This is a genomic window from Nocardia sp. NPDC004722, assembly GCF_053601505.1.
Genome location: NZ_JBSGBY010000098.1, coordinates 1 through 18,058, shown reverse-complemented (window position 1 = coordinate 18,058; position 18,058 = coordinate 1). Strand labels below are relative to the sequence as shown.

The 18,058-nt window shown below is 70.0% G+C and carries 12 protein-coding genes; 6 read left to right on the top strand and 6 right to left on the bottom strand.

Annotation, left to right across the window (positions count from 1 at the left end; genetic code table 11):
* The first annotated feature begins 13 nt into the window (after nucleotides 1–13).
* From ACWELQ_RS12845 to ACWELQ_RS12820, 6 genes are all read left to right on the top strand, one after another.
* Complete coding sequence (locus ACWELQ_RS12845) at nucleotides 14–2,485, top strand: ABC transporter permease (protein ID WP_452397199.1); 2,472 nt, start codon at nucleotides 14–16, stop codon at nucleotides 2,483–2,485.
* Between the two features lie 90 nt (nucleotides 2,486–2,575).
* Nucleotides 2,576–3,586: an ABC transporter ATP-binding protein gene (locus ACWELQ_RS12840; RefSeq protein WP_452397198.1), complete on the top strand. Its 1,011-nt coding sequence runs from the start codon at nucleotides 2,576–2,578 to the stop codon at nucleotides 3,584–3,586.
* A gap of 40 nt (nucleotides 3,587–3,626) precedes the next feature.
* Entirely contained in the window at nucleotides 3,627–4,679 is a 1,053-nt protein-coding gene (locus ACWELQ_RS12835) for an extracellular solute-binding protein (RefSeq protein WP_452397197.1), read from the top strand.
* The gene (locus ACWELQ_RS12830; protein ID WP_452397196.1) at nucleotides 4,676–6,415 is read left to right on the top strand and encodes an ABC transporter permease; all 1,740 of its coding nucleotides are present in this window, start codon (nucleotides 4,676–4,678) and stop codon (nucleotides 6,413–6,415) included. The genes ACWELQ_RS12835 and ACWELQ_RS12830 overlap by 4 nt, the downstream gene beginning before the upstream one ends.
* Nucleotides 6,412–7,308 (top strand): metallophosphoesterase family protein, encoded by an 897-nt coding sequence (locus ACWELQ_RS12825; RefSeq protein WP_452397195.1) that lies wholly within the window; start codon nucleotides 6,412–6,414, stop codon nucleotides 7,306–7,308. Before ACWELQ_RS12830 ends, ACWELQ_RS12825 begins: the two co-directional genes overlap by 4 nt.
* Before the next feature lie 25 nt (nucleotides 7,309–7,333).
* Nucleotides 7,334–7,948: a TetR family transcriptional regulator gene (locus tag ACWELQ_RS12820; RefSeq protein WP_452397194.1), complete on the top strand. Its 615-nt coding sequence runs from the start codon at nucleotides 7,334–7,336 to the stop codon at nucleotides 7,946–7,948.
* A 1-nt stretch (nucleotide 7,949) separates the two neighbouring features.
* On the opposite strand, the gene ACWELQ_RS12815 is transcribed toward ACWELQ_RS12820, so the two are convergent.
* The 6 genes from ACWELQ_RS12815 to ACWELQ_RS12790 all read right to left on the bottom strand — a co-directional run.
* Complete coding sequence (locus ACWELQ_RS12815) at nucleotides 7,950–9,410, bottom strand: hypothetical protein (protein ID WP_452397193.1); 1,461 nt, start codon at nucleotides 9,408–9,410, stop codon at nucleotides 7,950–7,952.
* Between the two features lie 70 nt (nucleotides 9,411–9,480).
* Entirely contained in the window at nucleotides 9,481–10,833 is a 1,353-nt protein-coding gene (locus ACWELQ_RS12810) for a serine/threonine-protein kinase (RefSeq protein ID WP_452397192.1), read from the bottom strand.
* A gap of 129 nt (nucleotides 10,834–10,962) precedes the next feature.
* Complete coding sequence (locus ACWELQ_RS12805; protein ID WP_452397191.1) at nucleotides 10,963–12,138, bottom strand: VWA domain-containing protein; 1,176 nt, start codon at nucleotides 12,136–12,138, stop codon at nucleotides 10,963–10,965.
* A complete protein-coding gene (locus ACWELQ_RS12800; protein ID WP_452397190.1) occupies nucleotides 12,135–14,438 on the bottom strand; it encodes a DUF5682 family protein in 2,304 nt (767 codons plus the stop codon). Before ACWELQ_RS12800 ends, ACWELQ_RS12805 begins: the two co-directional genes overlap by 4 nt.
* A complete protein-coding gene (locus ACWELQ_RS12795; RefSeq protein WP_452397189.1) occupies nucleotides 14,435–15,529 on the bottom strand; it encodes an ATP-binding protein in 1,095 nt (364 codons plus the stop codon). The genes ACWELQ_RS12800 and ACWELQ_RS12795 overlap by 4 nt, the downstream gene beginning before the upstream one ends.
* Before the next feature lie 2 nt (nucleotides 15,530–15,531).
* A partial coding sequence (locus ACWELQ_RS12790) for a DUF5691 domain-containing protein (protein ID WP_452397188.1) occupies nucleotides 15,532–18,058 on the bottom strand: 2,527 nt, incomplete at its 5' end.

Below are 18,058 nucleotides of genomic sequence, written 5' to 3'. Positions count from 1 at the left end.
TCAGGCGGCCGGGGTGGATGTGCGGGTGCAGCCCAAAGAGGGCCAGTCCCTGGACAATCCGTATCAGCAGTCGGTGGGCATCCCGTACGCGGACGTCGACAAGATCGCGGCGCTGCCCGGGGTCCGCGCGGCCGCTCCCGCCACCTACGGCCCGGTGGTGCTGCTGAAGCCGGACGGCAAGGCGGTGCAGGTCGGCGGCGCGCCCACGGTCGGCAACTCGTATCTGCCGCCGGACAAGGCGGTCGGCGTGCCGACCAAGTTCCTCGACGGCGTCGCGCCGAGCAAGCCCGGTGACATCGCGATCAACCAGGGCGGCGCGAACCGGGCCGGATTGCACGTGGGCGACAAGACCAAGGTGCTGATCCCGTCCAAGGGCAATATCGATGTCACGGTGACCGGCATCTTCGATCTGGCCTCCGACACAGGCGGTTTCATCAACCTGCTCTTCGACTCCGATCAGGCGCGCGAGCTGTTCACCGACGGCAAGCATGTCGCCTACGTCGATGTCGCCGCGCAGCCCGGGGTGAGCGCGAACGCGCTGCGCGACGAGATCGCCAAGGCGTACCCGGATGACAAGGTGCAGAACGGCGATCAGGTCCGAGCGGATCTGAAGGCGCAGATCGCCGATCGGCTGAAGTTCCTCAACTACTTCCTGCTGGCCTTCGGCGCGATCGCGGTGCTGGTCGGCACGTTCATCATCTACAACACCTTCTCGATGCTGGTCACGCAGCGCCTGCGGGAGCTGGCGCTGCTGCGCGCGGTCGGCGCGAGCAGCCGCCAGGTCGGCTGGTCGGTGGTGTCCGAGGCGGCCCTGATCGGATTGATCGGCAGCGCCATCGGTCTGCTGTGCGGTATCGGTCTGGCCTTCGGAATCTCCGCGGCGCTCAAGGCATTCAACGTCGGCCTCCCCGCCGGGCACATGTCGGTGGAGCCGCGCACGGTCGTGATCGCGCTGGCAATCGGCGTGGTGGTGACCATGGTGAGCGCGTGGGCCCCCGCGCGCCGCGCGGCGACCACACCGCCGGTCGAGGCCATGCGGGAGGCGTCCGCGCCGAGCACGGGTGACCGCCGTCTGGGCTCGCCCGCGCAGTGGCTGGTGACCACCCTGCGCAAGGCGAAGCTCGCCGGCGTGGCCGACGGCGCGCAGTCCGTGCTCAGCTCGCGTTGGCTGCGGCCCGGATTCGGTGTCCTGCTGGGCATCGCCGGTGTGGTGCTGGCGGTGATCGGCGCGCAGGGCAGCGGCGGCGATGCCGCGCGCACGGTCGGATTCGGCGCGCTGGGCCTGATCCTCGCGGTGCTGCTGGTCTCGCCCGCCCTGTCCAAGCCGGTGCTGACGGTGCTGGGCGTGCTGGTGCGGCCGTTCGGGACCACCGGGAAGATGGCGCGCAGCAATGCGATCCGCAATCCGAACCGCACGGCCGCCACGGCGTTCGCGCTCACCCTGGGCCTGCTGCTGGTCTCGGCCATCGCCATGCTCGGCGCGTCCGCCAAGGCCAGCATCGGCGACCTGGTCGACAAGGGTGTGAAGGCCGACTACATGCTGGCCGGTCCGCCCGGCGGCATCATCAGCGTCCCGCTGGCCGCCACCGCGGCGGTCAAGAACGTGCCGCAGGTGCAGGACGTGGTGGCCTTCCACGGCATCGCGCTCAAGGTAGACGGCAAGCAGGTGATCGGGACCGTGCCCGAGGGGCCGATGAACTCGGTGCTGAACTACCACATGCAAAATGGCACCGACAAGCTCGGCGACGATGACGTGATGGTGTCGGAAACCTTTGCCTCCGACCACAACTGGAAGGTCGGCGACAGCGTCAACGTCGACACCGTCGACTTCAAGAAGTACAAGGTCAATGTGGTCGGCGTGTACAAGGACACGACGCTGCTGGGCGCGCTGGTCGGCCCGATGAACCTGTACGAGAAGGCCGTTCCGCCCAACTTCCAGAGCAGCTTCCTGGTGGCGTTGAAGGCGGAGTCCGGCGCGAATCTGGCCACCATGCGCACCAACCTGGAGAAGGCCGTCGACCCGTTCGCCATCGTGCAGGTCGAGGATCGCAACGACTTCAAGGGCGCGCAGGGCAAGCAGATCGACACCCTGCTCGCCGTCCTCTACGCGCTGCTGGCGCTGGCCGTCATCATCGCCATCCTCGGCATCGTGAACACCCTCGCACTGTCGGTGGTGGAACGCCGCCGCGAGATCGGCATGCTGCGCGCGGTGGGCATGCAGCGTCCGCAGGTGCGGCGCAGCATCTACCTGGAGTCCATGCTGATCGCCGTCTACGGCGCGGTGGTCGGCGTGGTGCTCGGCATCGGCTTGGGCGTCGGCTTCCTGAAGACGCTCGCCGAGTTCGGCATCGCGACCATCGCGGTCCCCTGGAGTCAGATCGTGCTGATGCTGATCGCCTCCGGCGTGGTCGGCGTGCTGGCCGCCCTGTGGCCCGCCATCCGCGCGGCACGCACCCCACCGTTGGCGGCCATCGCGGATCTCTGATCGACGGGCCCGGGTGAATGGTCGAGTTGTCACCGAACGTTCACCCGGGACGCCCGAATCGGACAGAATCGCTGCATAGCGTCAGCCGCCATGTTTGCTGTGGCTGGGGCGGGGATCGGGACGCGGGTGGTCCTGGCGGATCTGACCCGTACCTATCCGGACGGAACCGGTTTGCTGCCCACCGATCTGGTGATCGAGCCGGGTGAATTCCTGTCCGTCCTAGGGCCTTCCGGCTGCGGAAAATCCACGCTGCTGCGGCTGCTGGCCGGGCTGGATCGGCCGCGGCAAGGGCGGATCAGCTTCGGTGACGATGTGGTCTGCGATGTCGAGCGGGGCGTGTTCGTGCCGCCGCGCCGGCGGGGGCTGGGCATGGTGTTCCAGGATCTGGCGCTGTGGCCGCATCTGACCGTGGCCGCGAATGTCGGCTTCCCACTGCGGGTCACGGGGATCGACCGCGCCGAGACGGAGCGCCGCGTCGGTGAGGCGCTGGCCCGGGTCGACCTGGCCGGGGCCGCCGCGAAGATGCCGCATCAGCTCTCCGGCGGCCAGCAGCAGCGGGTCGCCATCGCCCGCGCATTGGTGGCGCGGCCGAGCCTGCTGCTGATGGACGAGCCGCTCTCCGCGCTCGACGCCGCGCTGCGCGAGCAACTGCGCACCGAGATCCGGGCGCTGACCACCGAACTCGGAGTGACCACCGTCTTCGTCACCCACGATCAGGCCGAGGCCATGAGCCTGTCCGATCGCATCGTGGTGATGCGGGCGGGCCGCATCCTGCAGCACGGCAGCCCGGAGGAGCTCTACCACCGGCCCGCCGATCTGTTCGTCGCCGAGTTCGTCGGCACCTTCAATCCGCTGCCCGACGGCGGCGGGGTGCGGGCCGAATTCGTTCGCGTCCTGGGTGATTCGCCCGCCGGAGCCGGGGAGCTGACCGTGTCGGGGACGGTCCGCTCGCTGGTGTTCACCGGCGGCGCCTATCACCTGCACTGCGAGATCGCCGGGGTCGACCGGCTCTGGACCGTGCCGGATCGGCGCGCCCACGCCGTCGGCACCGAACTGCGGCTCGCCTTGCGCGCGGACGACGTCTTCACGCCCGCCGCCTGAACTTCTCTTCCGCCAAGCCTTTTCGAGAGGAATCCCCGAAATGACTCTGTCCCGACGCGCCTTCGCCGCCGGTGCGCTCGCCTCCGCGCTCGTCCTCGCCGGTTGTGGCTCGGCCACCGACGACAGGTCGGAGGCGCAGGTGTCGAGCACCTGGACCGCTCCCGCCGGACTGTCCGGCGAGCTGACCCTGTACTCGGCCAACCCGCAGGAGCTCACCGACGACCTGGTGTCCGCGTTCACCAAGGCGTCCGGCGTGAAGGTGCACGTCTTCGCGGGCGAGACCGGCAAGGTCACCGCCAAACTCGATGCGGAATGGGCGAACCCGCAGGCCGACATCGCCTACCTGGCGTCCTGGACGCCCGCCGCCAAGTACGCCGCCGACGGCCGCGCCCTGGCCTACCGCCCGGCCGAGTCCGACAAGATCCGCGACGGCTGGGCGGGCAAGGGCGACCTGTTCACCGGCCGCGACGGTTCCGCGCTGACCCTGGTGGTCAATACCAAGGCCATCTCGGCGAAGCCGCAGGACTGGGCCGACCTGACCGGCCCCGACTACAAGGGCAAGGTCGTCATGCCCGACCCCCGCGAATCCGGCACCGCGCGTGACCTGATCGCCGCCATGACCGCGGCCTGGGGCAAGGACAAGACCTGGGAGCTGTTCGACAAGCTCTTCGCCAACGGCATGACGGTGCACGGCGCCAACGGCCCGGCCCTCGACGACGTCACCGCCGGATCGCATGCCGTGGTGCTGGGTGGCGTGGACTACTCCGCCTACGACGCCATCGCCAAGGGTGAACCGCTGCAGGTGATCTCGCCGTCCTCGGGCACCACCGTCACCCCGCGCCCGGTGTTCATCCTGAAGGACTCCAAGAACCCGGCCGCCGCGAAAGCCTTCCTGGACTTCATGTTCGCCCAGCAGGGGCAGCAGATCTCGGCCGCGCACAAGATGATTCCGGCGCGTCCGGATGTGGCGGTCGCCGACGGGACCCGCAAGTTCGAGGACGTCAAGCAGCTCGCGTTCACCTGGGACCAGGTCAAGACCAGCGGCGCCGACGTGCTCGCCGAATTCACCAAGCGCTACCTGGGCGCGGCGTGAGCCTGGAGCTCGACAAGCCCGTCGGGCCGGACCGGGCCGCCGTGCCCGACCGGCCCGGCAAGGCCCGCCGCCCCGGAAAGGGCGGCGGCGCTTGGGCGTTGCTGGCCCTGCTGCTGGTCGGGGTGGCCGCGCCGCTGGTGGCGGTGCTCATCCGAGCGGTCACCGGATACGACGGCAGCCCGTCGGCGCTGGGCCAGCTCACCCGGCCCGCCAACCTCCGCATCCTCGGCAACACCGTGTGGCTGGGCGTGCTGGTCGTGGTCATCGCGACCGTGATGGCCGCGCCGCTGGCCTTCCTCATGTCCTGGACGCCGCTGCGGCGGCATCGGTGGATCGATATCGCCGTCATGGTGCCGTTCCTGACGCCGCCGTACGTGGCCGCCATGGCCTGGCTGGACTTCACCCGTGTCAACGGGCTCGCCGAACGCTGGCTGGGCCCGTTCGGCTCAGTGCTGCGCGAGGCGGTGGAGACCCCGTTCGGCATGGCCGCCATCATGGCGTGCGAGATCTTCACGTTCCTGTACCTGTTGCTGCGCAACCGGCTCGACACCATTCCGGCCAGCGCCGACGAGATGGCCGCGGTGGCCGGGGCCTCGGCCGGGCAGCGGCTGCGCTTGATCGTCGCCCCGCTGCTCACGCCCACCTACGCGCTCGGCGCGCTGATCGTCTTCATCCGGGCCGCGGGCGAATTCGGCACGCCGGTCACCCTCGGCAACCGAATCGGGTTTCCGGTGTTGGTGTCGGAGATCTACGGCAATGTCACCATCGACCCGCTGAATTTCCCTCGTGCCGCGGCGTTTTCGAGCCTGCTGCTGGCCATGGGGATGACCGTGTGGGGCTTGCAGCAGTGGGTGAGCCGCCGCGAGGTGGGTTTCGGCGGGCGCGCCACCCGGCGAGCCAGCGTGGTCGGCGGCTTGACCAGGCTGGCGATGCTCTGGCCCGCGCTCGTGCTGCTGGTATCGGTCGTCGTGCCCTACATCTCGATTCTGTTGGGAGCCATGACGATTCTGCGGTCGAAGCCGCCGACGCCGGACAACCTCACCTTCGACTACTTCACGAAGGTGCTGCGTCCCGGCCGCGGGCTGGAGGCATTGCAGAACAGCGTCGAACTGGCGCTGCTGGCCGCCACCGTGACCACCGTACTGGCCGTCGCGTGCGCCCTGGTGATCGTGCGCCGCGGCCGGGATCCGGAGGCGCGCACCGGCTCCGGGCTGCGTCGCGGCGTCGATCTGCTCGGCGTGGCCCCCGACACCGTGCCGACCATCGTGCTGGTCATCGGCTTCATCTTCCTGTGGAACGCCCCCTGGCTGCCGGTCACGCCGTACAACACGCGCGGCATGGTGGTGCTCGCCTACGTGGTCATCACCCTGCCGATGGCGCTGCAACAGGTGAAGACCGCCTACGCCGCCATCGACGACACGCTGCTGGAAGCGGCCGCCGCCGCGGGCGCGAGCACCTGGCAGGTTCTGCGGCGCATTACGATTCCGCTGCTCATGCCCGGTCTGGTGGCGGGCTGGCTGCTGGCCTTCCTGCTCGGGGTGCGCGAGGTGGTGGCCTCTTCGATGATCCGGCCGTCGTCGCTGCCGCTGCTGTCGCCGTGGATCCTCGGGCAGTTCGACCAGGGGCATCGGGCCGAGGCCATGGCCATGACGGTGATCGGGGTGCTCAGCTCGACCGCGGTGCTGGTGGTGCTGGAATGGTGGCGGCACCGGGTGACCGACCGGGTGGGTAGATGATCCGACTGGCTCACCTCGCCGACATCCACCTGGGTGCCCGGCTGCGTGCGCTACCGGAGTACCCCGGCGGCCCGGTCATCGACCCGGTGCAGACCGCCTACGACGCCTTCGACGCACTGCGGCAACGGATTCTGGCCGAGCGTTACGACGGCGTGCTCATCGCCGGTGACCTGTTCGACCGCCACGAGGCTGACCCGCGCGTGCTCGCCGCCGCCCAGCGGGCCTTGGACGACCTCCACGACGCGGGCATTCCCGTGGCGCTGGCCTGGGGCAATCACGACGCCGAATCGCCACTGCCGCAGCAGCTTCGGACGCCGCCGAGCTGCTGGATCGCGCCCGTCGACGCGCCCGCCACCCACCATTGGCCCGACCTGGGCATCGCCGTGCACGCGTGTTCCATCGCAGCCCGCGACGAGCATCGCGACCTCGCCGCCGACTATCCCGCGCCGCTGCCGGGCGTCACCGATATCGGCGTGCTGCACACCAGCCTCACCGGCGAACGCAGCCGACGCCCGTGCGCCCCTACCACTTCGGCCGTCCTCGACGCCCGCGGCTACGACTACTGGGCCCTCGGGCACATCCACCAGCGCACCTGGATCGGGACCGCCGCCTACGCGGGTAGCCCGCACCCGGCCCGCAAATCCGAGACCGGCCCGCGTGGTTATCTCGAACTGCGCGTCGGTCGCACCCTCACCGCGCACGCCGTCGACACCTCCCCGGTGGTCCGCGAAACCCTCACCGTCGCAACCGAAGACGAGATCTGGAAGCAGTTCGACAACTACCCGGCCACCGCCTCCACCGTGATCTGGACCCTGCACGGGCCCGACCACCTGCTCGAACCCGCCCGCGACGCGGCCCGTGAGCATCCCGGATTCACCGTCGGAAAGCCGTGATCGGGTCGCCTCGTACAGTGGCGGCATGAGCGCAGACGCCCGCCTCCTGATGATCGCCGCCGCGGAACAGCTGGTGGCACAGCACGGGTTCGCGGCGCTGTCGTTGCGGCAGGTGGGCGTGCTCGCGGGGCAGCGCAACAACTCGGCGGCCCAGTACCACTTCGGCACCAAGGACGGGCTGCTCGAGGCGATCATCACCACCCGCTCCGAACGCGGTGAGCAGCGCCGCCGCGAGATGCTCGCCGAACTGGATCCGGCGACCGTCACCGTCGAGGAGATCCTGACCGCGCTGATCCTGCCCGCCGCCGAAACCCTCGCGGCCGCAGGGTATCCCGGCTGGATCGCGCGCTTCACCGACCGCATGATCATCGACCTGAGCCTTGGTCTGATCGAGGCCCGCTGGGCGGCGCATTTCGTGGGGGCGATGCAGGCCGGGCCGCTGCTGGCGAAGGCCCTGCCCGACCATGATCCGGCGCTCATCCGGCAGCGCCTGTCGTTGTTCGTGGTGCTCGCCGCCCGCGCCTTCGCACATCTCGAGACCCAGCACGATCGCGGCGAGGGGCAGGGGGTGGCGGGCATCCACCGCACCGCCGCCGACCTCATCGCCATGGGCACGGTGCTGCTGGGCAGACCCGCCTGACCTAGCGGGCGAACACTCCGAGCAGTCCCGTATCGGTGCCCAGGTAGGCGGACCCGTCGGGGCCGATGGTCATCGACGAATACGTGCTGTCGAAGCCTGGACCGGTGCCCGCCTTCGTCTTGAACACGGTCTTGCCGGTGGCCGCGTCGATGGCGGTGAAGTACCACGTGCCCAGCCCGACCGGATCGCCTTCGCGCGTATAGGTGTAGAGCAGCCCGGTCGCGTAGGAGTGCTTGGACACCACCGACGGCACCGAGGCGTCATTGGTCCACGCCACCGAGCATCCGGTCCCGCCCGGCGCGATATCGATGCGCGCGACCCCCGACCGGCTGTCGCGGCTGCCGCCGTCGACCGCGAGCTGGGTGCCGTAGTTGTTCTCCACGATCAACCCGTTGTCCACCGACACCAGCGAGTTCTCCGTGGCGCTCGCGTACCGCACCGGCGCGCCATCGGGCAGCCGATCCGAAGGCGCGTCGAACACCGGCTGCTTGCAGACCTGTGCGCCCGTATCGCGGCGGTACACCATCACATTCATCGGATCCGCGTTGTCGGTGATGGCGACGTATCCGCTGCCGATCACCGCCGGCGTCGTCCCGGTACCGGTGCTCTGCTGGCCGGGCTTGTGCACGCCGACGTTCTCGTAGCCCTGCCGCCACGAAATCGACGGTCCGCCGGTGGCATCCGCCTGGAACCGGTACATGGCTTTGTCCGTGGCCAGGTACACGCCCTGGGTCTCGTCGGCCGCCAGCGAATTGCCGACCGCCTCACCCGGCAAGGTCATCGATTGCATCGCACCGGAATTCGGGTCGATGGTGCCCACCACGGCATCCTGGCTGCCGACCTGGGTGCCCGCGAGGTTTCCCTTTCCCATGGTGGCGAACCAGATTCGCCCGCTCCAGTCGGGCATCACCCCGACGATCTTGTCGGTCGGAGCCAGCACGCCGCTCAGGTCGTAGTCCCGCACCTTGCGGAACCCCGGCTGCGGCCCCTCGACGGCCTCGATGACCTCGACCGACCGATTCGCGGTCGCGGCCACGATCCGATCCTGGTTGTCCAGGTACACATACGACACCCCGGGCACCGGACCGGTCGGCAGGTCGTACTCGGCCTTGGTGGCCAGCGTGTGCGGATCCAGCCACACCAGCCAAGCCCGCTGCGGCCCAGCGCATTCGGAGAACATGTTCCCCTTGCTGTCGAACATGGTCGCCATGCACGCCCCGATCGGCGACTCCGGCTTGCCCATATACACCTGCCGCACATCGAGATCCCCGCTCCGCGGCCCCGCATGCGCCACCGAGTTGCTCATGTACGAGTCGTCGTGGGCATTGCTGACAGTGCCCGACGACATGTACGGATTGACCGGCACCGCGTCGTTCTCCGCCCACGCGGGCGCCATCTGCCCCGCCACCGCCAGTGCGACGCCGAGCCCAACCACAACCTGAGTCTTCTGCCTGAACTTCACACCTCAATTTAAGACGCGATGTCTTAATCGTGTGACCTGCGTGGACTAAGGGATCTCTGAGGAAATTCGCTCAGAACTCGCCGTGCGCCAGCGCCAGGGTGACGACCGTGTCCGGGAACTGCGGGGCGTCGGCCTTGGATTTGCTGCTCTTGACGATGATCGCGATCACGATGATCACGACGACCAGGACGGCGACGATCGCGGCGATGAGCCAGGCCGTGGTGTTCGAATTCTTCTGCTGAGAAGCGTAATTCGGGGGAGGGGTGGTGCGCGGCGGGTAGCTCGGGGGTGGGGTGTAGGAGGTCTGCTGGTTCGAGAACGTTTGCGGGGCGGGCTGATTCGGGTAGGCGGGCGTCGAGACCGGCTGGTTCGGGTAGGAGGGGGCGGGGCGCGGCGGGGTGGAGTAGGTCGGGACCGGGCCCACCTGCGGGCGGGGCGTCGACGGGGTCGGGGTGTGCGGCTGCTGCTGGATCACCGGCTGCTGCTGGATGATCGGTTGCGGGCGGATCGGCGTCGGCGGGCGCGGGGCGATGATCGGCTGCGGGTGCGCGGGGGTCGGCGGGCGCGGGGGAGCGACCGGGGCCGACAGGGCGCGTTCGGCCGCGATGGCGAATTCGACGCAGGAGCGGAAGCGGTCGGCGGGGCGTTTGGCCAGGGCCTTGGTCAGGACCGCGTCGATGCTGGGCGGGAGGGCCTGGCGGCGCGGGCTGGCGGGGGGCGGCGGCTGCTGCAGGTGGCCGCGGATGACCGCGGCGGGGCTGGTGCCCTCGAACGGGACTACGCCGGTGAGCAATTGGAACAGGGTGCAGGCCAGCGAGTACTGGTCGGAGCGGCCGTCCAGGGTCGCGCCGGTCAGCTGCTCGGGGGAGGCGTAGGCGAGAGTGGCGGTCACCGTGCCGGTCTGGGTGAGATGGCCGGTGTCGTCCCGCAGGCGGGCGATGCCGAAATCGGTCAGGTAGACCCGCTCACCGGAACCGGTCTTGGAGGAGGCGCGGGCCAGCAGGATATTGGCGGGCTTCACATCCCGGTGCAGGACATTGAGGCCGTGCGCGTAATCGAGGGCCTTGGCGGTCTCGGAGATGATCTGCACCGCGCGCAGCGGCGGCAGGCTGCCCGGGCTGATCGAGGAGGCGTTCACGCCGTCGATGAACTGCATGGAGATCCACAGCTGCTCACCCTCGTCACCGCGGTCGTACACGGTGACGATGTTCGGGTGGTCGAGCCGGGCGACGAGATCCGCCTCGCGGATGAAGCGGGCGCGAATCTCGTCGTCGGAGAACATCTCCTGATTGAGCAGCTTGAGCGCGGTCATTCGCGGCAGCCGCGGATGCTTGGCCAGATAGACGGAGCCCATGCCGCCACGACCGAGCTCGCGTTCGATGACGTAACCGGCGAACACATCACCAGAGCGCAAAACGTGCACCCTCTTCCCGAAATCTGCCACGAGACCAAATCCGCTGGCAGCCTATCAGCGTTGGACGACGCTCAATTGTCGCTGACTTGGCATTACCTTGCCCTGCGATACCGCATTACCTGGCCCTGCGATACCGCATCACCCCGCGTTGCGATGCGCCCAAGCCTGCACGTCACCGCGATCCAGCGCCACCGCGAGCAGGTCCGGGAAGCGATCCGGAGTACACGCGAAGGCGGGCACGCCCAATGCGGTCAGCGCCGCCGCGTTGTCGCGGTCGTAGGCCGGTGCGCCGTCGTCGGACAGCGCCAGCAACACGACGACCTGCACACCCGCTTCCTTCATGGACCGGATGCGCCGCAGCATCTCCGCGCGGACCCCGCCCTCGTAGAGATCCGAGATCAGTACGAACAGCGAGTCGGCCGGGCGGGTGATGAGCGACTGTGAGTACGCGATGGCGCGATTGATATCGGTGCCGCCGCCCAGCTGGGTCCCGAAGAGCACCTCCACCGGATCGGACAGCTTCTCGGTGAGATCCACGACGGCGGTGTCGAAGACGACCAGCGAGGTGCGCAGTGACCGCATGGAGGCCAGCACCGCCCCGAACACCGAGGCGTAAACCACGCTGGACGCCATGGACCCGGATTGGTCGATGGCCAGCACCACATCGCGTTTCACCGCTTGCGCCTTGCGGCCGTAGCCGACCAGCCGCTCCGGCACCACGGTGCGATGTTCCGGCAGATAGTTCGCCAGATTCTTGCGAATCGTCCGGTCCCAGTCGATGTCTCGCAGCTTGGGCCGCGACACCCGCGCCGCCCGGTTGAGCGCCCCGCCCACGGCCGCCACGGTCTGCGCCGCGATGCGGCGTTCGATCTCCTTGACCACCTTCTCCACCACCATGCGGGCGGTGGCCTTGGTGGTCTCGGGCATCACCCGGTTGAGGCTCAACAGCGTGCCGACCAGATGCACATCCGGCTCCACCGCCTCCAGCAGTTCGGGTTCGAGCAGCAGTTCGGTGAGGTTGAGCCGATCCACCGCATCGCGCTGCATCACCTCCACCACCGTCGACGGGAAGTAGTGCCGGATATCGCCGAGCCACCGCGACACCTGCGGTGCGGACCCGCCGAGCCCGCCCGACCGCCGCCCGGACGCGCCCTGACCGCCCGAGTCGTAGAGCGCGCCCAGCGCCCGATCCATGGCCTGATCGTCGGCGCTGCCCAGCCCGCTGCCCAGCCCGGCCTCACCCGCGCTGCCCAGCACCAGCCGCCAGCGCCGGGTCTGCGCCTCGTCCATCTCGTTCACGTCCATGTCGTTCATGCCGAAACCCCCAGAATCTCGAGCGCGGCGGTCAGGGCGAGAGTGCCGCGCACGGTGTCGTATTCGCTGCCGCCCGCATCGGTCGCCGCGGGCGCGCCGTGCCGTACCGCCTGCCCGATGGCCTGCCGCTCCCCGGACTCGAACGCCCCGAACGTCCGCCGCAACAGCGGCAGGGTCGCCACGAATTGCGCCTCGTCGAGTCCACACAGCCAATCATCGATGAGCGCCAACAGGTTTCGGTCGTGCACCAGCAAAAGCCCACGCCCGCCCAGGAACCCGTCGATCCATGCCGCCTTGTCGGGAGCCGTACGGCCGACCGACAACGCGGCCGATAGTCGCCGCCCCGATTCCGCGCCGTCGATGCGTTCGGCATCGCAGAGCAGACGCACCGCGCGTCCCACGATCCCGCCGTTCACATCGTCGCGATCGGCGAGCGTGGACAGGGTCGACAGCCAAGTCCCCGTGGCCCATTCGTTGTCGCGGGCGGACAGCGCCAGATGCACCGCGTCGATCTGCGTTCGCAACGAGGCCGCCGCGTCATTGTCCAAACCCGTGACCGCCCCGGGCAGTCCGGCGCAACTGCGCACCAGCAGACTGTCCGCCACCCTGGTCAGCGCCGCACTGTCGGTGCCGCGCACATCGCCGTACCGCGCGATTCGCAGCAACCCGGGCAGCGCCGACATCAGATGCGTCACATCGTGATCCAGCGCCGCCACCGATTCCAGCCGCGTGATCAGCCCGTCGGTGGCCCCGCCGAGGTCGGCCAGCAATGCCTCCTCGAGCGCGTTGGCCACCTTGCCGACCGTCGCGTCCGGGTCGGCGGCGAGGTCGAGGATCTTCGCCTCGGCCGCCGACCGCAGGGTGGTGCCCCAGCGGGACGCCTCGACGATGGAGATCGCCAGTTCCGGCCGCCACCGCAGCGTCCACGTCTCGCGGAAGGTGCCGGTATTGCGCACCTGACTGTCGGTCAGCCGCCCCCACCCGATGTCCAGCAGCCGAAGCCGGTGCAGCAGACGCGATCTCGCCAGCCCACCGTCGGTGCGCAGATCCAGGTCGAGGGTCTTCTCCAGGGCCTGCTGCTTGAGCCGCAACGTCTTGATCTGCGCCCGCAGGTCCGCCTCCAGCGGTACCGTCGGCGTGCCGTCGGGCACCGTCCCCAGCGCCTCGCCGACCACCAGTTCGGCGCTGACCAGCCGCAGCATGGTCTCGTCCCCGTCGCACAGCACCGCCCGGGTGGCCTCGGTGACCTCCGAGAGTCCGGCCAACGGCCGCTCCCGCAGGGTGGCGAGAGTCTCTGCCAGCCGGACGGATTCGATGATGTGCGCACTGGACACCGGCAGATCGTGCGCCCGCAGCGTCCCCGCCACCTTGGTCAGCCACCGCGCGATCGGCTGTTCGGTCTCGGTGAACAGGTGGTGATACCAGCCCGGCGAGGTGACGCCCGCTCCGTACCCGGACGAGCTGGCCAACCGCGAATGGGTCCACGGCACCCACGTCAGCGTGGCCTTCGCCTTGGGCATGCCCTTGAGCAGCCGGGCGTCGGCGGCCGCCGGACCCAGCTTGCCTTCCAGCGCGGGCGCATGCCACGCGCCGCACACCACGGCCAGCCGTTTCGCGCCATCCTTCAAGGACTTTCGCATCACCTGCCGCATCTGCGCCTCTCGTCGCAGCGTGTGCGCGTCCACGGTGATCCGCGCCGACTCGACCGAGAACGGCTGCTCGTCCTCCGCTGTCCCGGACCCCTCCACCGGGACAACGGATTCGGATGTCTCGGCATGCTCGCGCAGCGCACCCATCGCCTCGTTCACGGCCGCGAAGATGTCCGCGTCCGAGGACGATTCGACAATCGCGTCCCACCAGCGCTCGGCATCGTCGTATCCGGCCGCCGCGGCCAGGATGCCCAGCGGATCGGTCCGATCGCCCGGCTCGTCCTCGACGGCCAGCGCGACGGCCGCGGGCAGGTCGCAGAAGCCCACGGACACACCGTTTTCCGTCGCGTATCGCAACGCCACCCACTCCGGCGAGAACGTCGCGAACGGCCAGAACGCGGCCTTGGCCGGTAGGTCGGGCTGGTAGGCGAGCAGAGCGACCGGCGGCTCCATCCCCTCGGCCGCCAGATACCCGACCAGCGGATCGGCATCGGCCGGTCCCTCGATCAGAATGGCGTCCGGCCGGAACCGCTGCAGCGCCAGCCGCAGCGACCGCGCCGAACCGGGCCCGTGATGGCGGATCCCGAACACCCGGGTCTCGGCCGCCGCCGTGGCGTCGGCGGCCACCTCCGCCTCGACAGCGGCCGTCATTCGTTCGCCTCGCGGCAGGCCCGGTAGAAGTCGGCCCACTCGGGGCGCTGCCGTACCACGGCTTCCAGGTATTCCGTCCACACCACCCGGTCCGCGACCGGGTCCTTCACGATCGCGCCCAGCACGGCGCCCGCGATATCGGTGGGCCGCAGCACGCCGTCCCCGAAGTGCGCCGCCAGCGCCAGGCCGTTGGTGATCACCGAGATCGCCTCGGCCGTCGACAGCGTGCCCGACGGTGACTTGAGCTTGGTGCGCCCGTCATCGGTCATGCCCGAGCGCAGCTCGCGGAACACCCGCACCACCCGGCGGATCTCCTCGGCCGCGGCGGGCACCGGCGGCAATTCCAGTGCGACGCCGAGCTGTTCGACGCGGCGGGTGACGATGGAGACCTCTTCGTCCTCTCCGGCGGGCAGCGGCAGCACCACGGTATTGAAGCGGCGGCGCAGCGCGGAGGACAGCTCGTTGACGCCGCGGTCGCGGTCATTGGCGGTGGCGATCACATTGAAGCCCTTGGCCGCTTGCACCTCCATGCCCAGTTCCGGCACCGGCAGCGTCTTCTCCGACAGCACCGTGATCAGCGCGTCCTGCACGTCGGAGGGAATGCGGGTGAGCTCCTCGAGCCGTGCGATTGACCCGGCCTTCATGGCGGTCATGATCGGCGAGGGCACCAATGCGGCCTCGCTCGGTCCCTCGGCCAGCAGCCGGGCATAGTTCCAGCCGTACCGAATCGCCTCCTCCGCGGTGCCGGACGTGCCCTGCACCAGCAGCGTGGAATGCCCGGCGACGGCGGCCGAAAGATGTTCCGACACCCAGGTTTTCGCGGTGCCGGGCACGCCGATCAGCAGCAGCGCGCGATCGGTGGCCAGGGTCGCCACCGCGACCTCCATCAGCCGGCGCGGCCCCACGTACTTGGGGGTGATGACGGTCCCGTCGCTCAGCGTGCCACCCAGCAGATAGGTGACCACCGCCCACGGCGACAGCTTCCAGGAGGGCGGGCGCGGCCGATCGTCGGCGGCGGCCAGCGCCTTCAGCTCGTCGGCGAAGGCCTGTTCGGCGTGCGGGCGCAGCAGGGCGTCCCGTTCCTGAGTCATGGTCACTGCAACTCCTCGAGCATCGTCTTGCGTTCAATGAGGTCATGGGAGAGCTGGTCGAAAGCCTGCTCCCAGTAGGCATCCGCGCACTGCCGGGCGACGGCGGCCACCGCCGGGGCCACCCGCACCGGGAAGTGGGTGGACGCCGCGCGGAACAGCGTCCGATAGGAGCCGGGCACCAGGCTCGGCGCGCCGGGCCGCTCGGCGGACAGTTGCGCGCGCTCCAGCAGCAGCCGCAGCACATGTTCGGCCATCGGGCCGGGCCACGGATGCGGCATGGCGCGCAACAGGGATTCGATCTCGGCCAGCCAGCTGGAATCCAGCCCGCGCAGGTGGCGGATCTGCGCGGCCTCGGGCTGCAAAGCGAACAGTTCACGCAGTTTCTCGGTGTCGGTGTCGCGGGCATTGGTGCCCGACACCGCCCCGAACAGGGCCGCCGCCCACTCCGGATCACGTTGTGCCAGTGCCGCGTCCGTCCAGCCCGCGAACATCGGGCCGCGCACGCTCTGCGCCATGGACACCCGGACCGCCTCCTCGGGCGAGCCGAGCATCCGCTCCCAATGCGACAGCGGCGTACCCGCCACCACCCGGTGCAGCCATTCGGCGGACAGATCCGGTGCGCCGTCGGCGCGATAGGCGGTGTACCCGAACGAATCTCCGACACCGTCACGCCGGGCCGCGTCGTCGAGCACCCCCGGCCCGGTGGTCACCAGCTGCGGGCGCACCAGGTGCGGACCGAAGCTCAGCCAGGCCCCGGCGCGCTCCCGCATGCGCCGCGCGAAGGCCGAATCCGGTAGCCGCCCCAGCAGATCCGCCGCCAGCCGCCGCACCTCGGCCCGCCGATCGTCTAGCGCGGACTCCAGTAGCGCCTCGTCCTCGAGGGAGAGCCCGTCGCTCAGCACGGCCAGCAGTTCGGCCTTGCCGGGCCCGGACTCGGTGCCCCAGGTCCCGGCCAGCGCCGCTCGCGCGGCGGCCGGATCGCGGTGCCGCAATTGCGTGAGCCAGCTCCGCCGTTCGGCGGCCCGGCCGTGCGACCAGACCTGCTCGTCCTCGGCGGCCGCCCGCACCAGCGACCGCCAGCCCGGATGCTGTGCCGCCAGCCAGCGACCCCGCGCGCCCGCCAGCCGCAGCAGCGGTTCCCGATGCGGGGCAAGGGCTTTCGCTCGATCCAGCAGGAAGCTGACCAGCCCGTCGGGAGCCCGGAAATCCCGCGGCCCGACCAGCAGGAACCATTCGTCGAGGAACGGTGAGTTGTCGCGCAGCAGGTCGCCCAGGCGCGCACCCGCCGCGGCGGGCAGCAATGGCCGCTCGTCGTCGGTCGCGGTGTCACCGCCCTCGGCGACGGTCGCGCTCACCCCGCCTCGCGCGAAACAGTCCTGCAGCGCGGCCGATTCCAGCAGGACCGCGGCCGAATCCTCGCCCAGCCCCGCCGCCGCTGCCGCGACCGGAGCCGCCAGCCCGGCCGGATCGGACTGCCGCCGCGCGGTCCCCACCAGCGCCGCCGACACCAGCTCGGTGCTCGCCCCGTCCGCGCTGCCACCCCGCACCGGAATCGGATTCCCCGCTGCCACACCGACATCCACCACGGTCCCGGCGGCGAGGGCGGCCACCGGTACCAGGCCGTCCACCGTCCACTCGCCGATCACGGTGACCGGATGTCCGCCCGAGAGTCCGAGCAGTCGCCACGGTTCCCCCTCGGCGATCGACACCGGCAAGGCGTCACCGCCGGATTCCAGGACGTACCAGCCTTTTTCGCTCCGCACCGGAACGACCTCGGCCAGCAGCATGGGCCAGGAACGCAGGAACGGATCGGCTCCCAGCGCGGCGGCCTGCTGTGCCAGCGCCGCGGCGATGGTGCTCGGCTGTTCCGCCTGCGGGATCGTCGTGAACGGTTCCGGAATGTCCTCGTGGCGAGCGCCCCACATGGCCCGCAGGGGCGCGGCGCCGGGATAGAAGTGCACGCTCGCATCCACCTGGAACCCCGGCGCCGGTGTGTCATTGGGGAAGGCGGGACTGCCGTAGTGATGGTCGACCAACAATGCCCAGCGCCCGGATGCCCTGCCGCGCAACCACACTCGGCGCGTGTACAGCGCGTCCTCGACGGTGGTCCGCACCCCCAGCACCAGCCATCGATCGCGCACGGCGGGCTCGGCGCGCACGGTCTCGGCGGGCGTGGGATAGCCGATATGCGTCCGCACGCTCGCTCGCAGCGCGGGGGAGAGGTTGTCGAGCCGGGCATGCGCGGTGGCGAGCAGATGCAGCCGCGCGTATTCGCGGACCAGTAGCCGGGGCCAGTCCGAATGCGTGGTGGCGAGGGGTAACTGCCGCAGGGTTGACGCGATGCCCGGAGCCTGCGCGTCCACCATGCGCGCGGCCACCCTCTCGAACGCCCCCATCGACCGGTCGGCCTGCGCCAGCCCGGTCCGGACCTGGTCGGTCAGCCAGGTATCCAGATCGGCCAGCCCCGCGCTCACCCGGGCCCGGCGCTGTTCGGCGGTGGCTCCGGCGGCCCGTGCGGGCTTGGCCTCG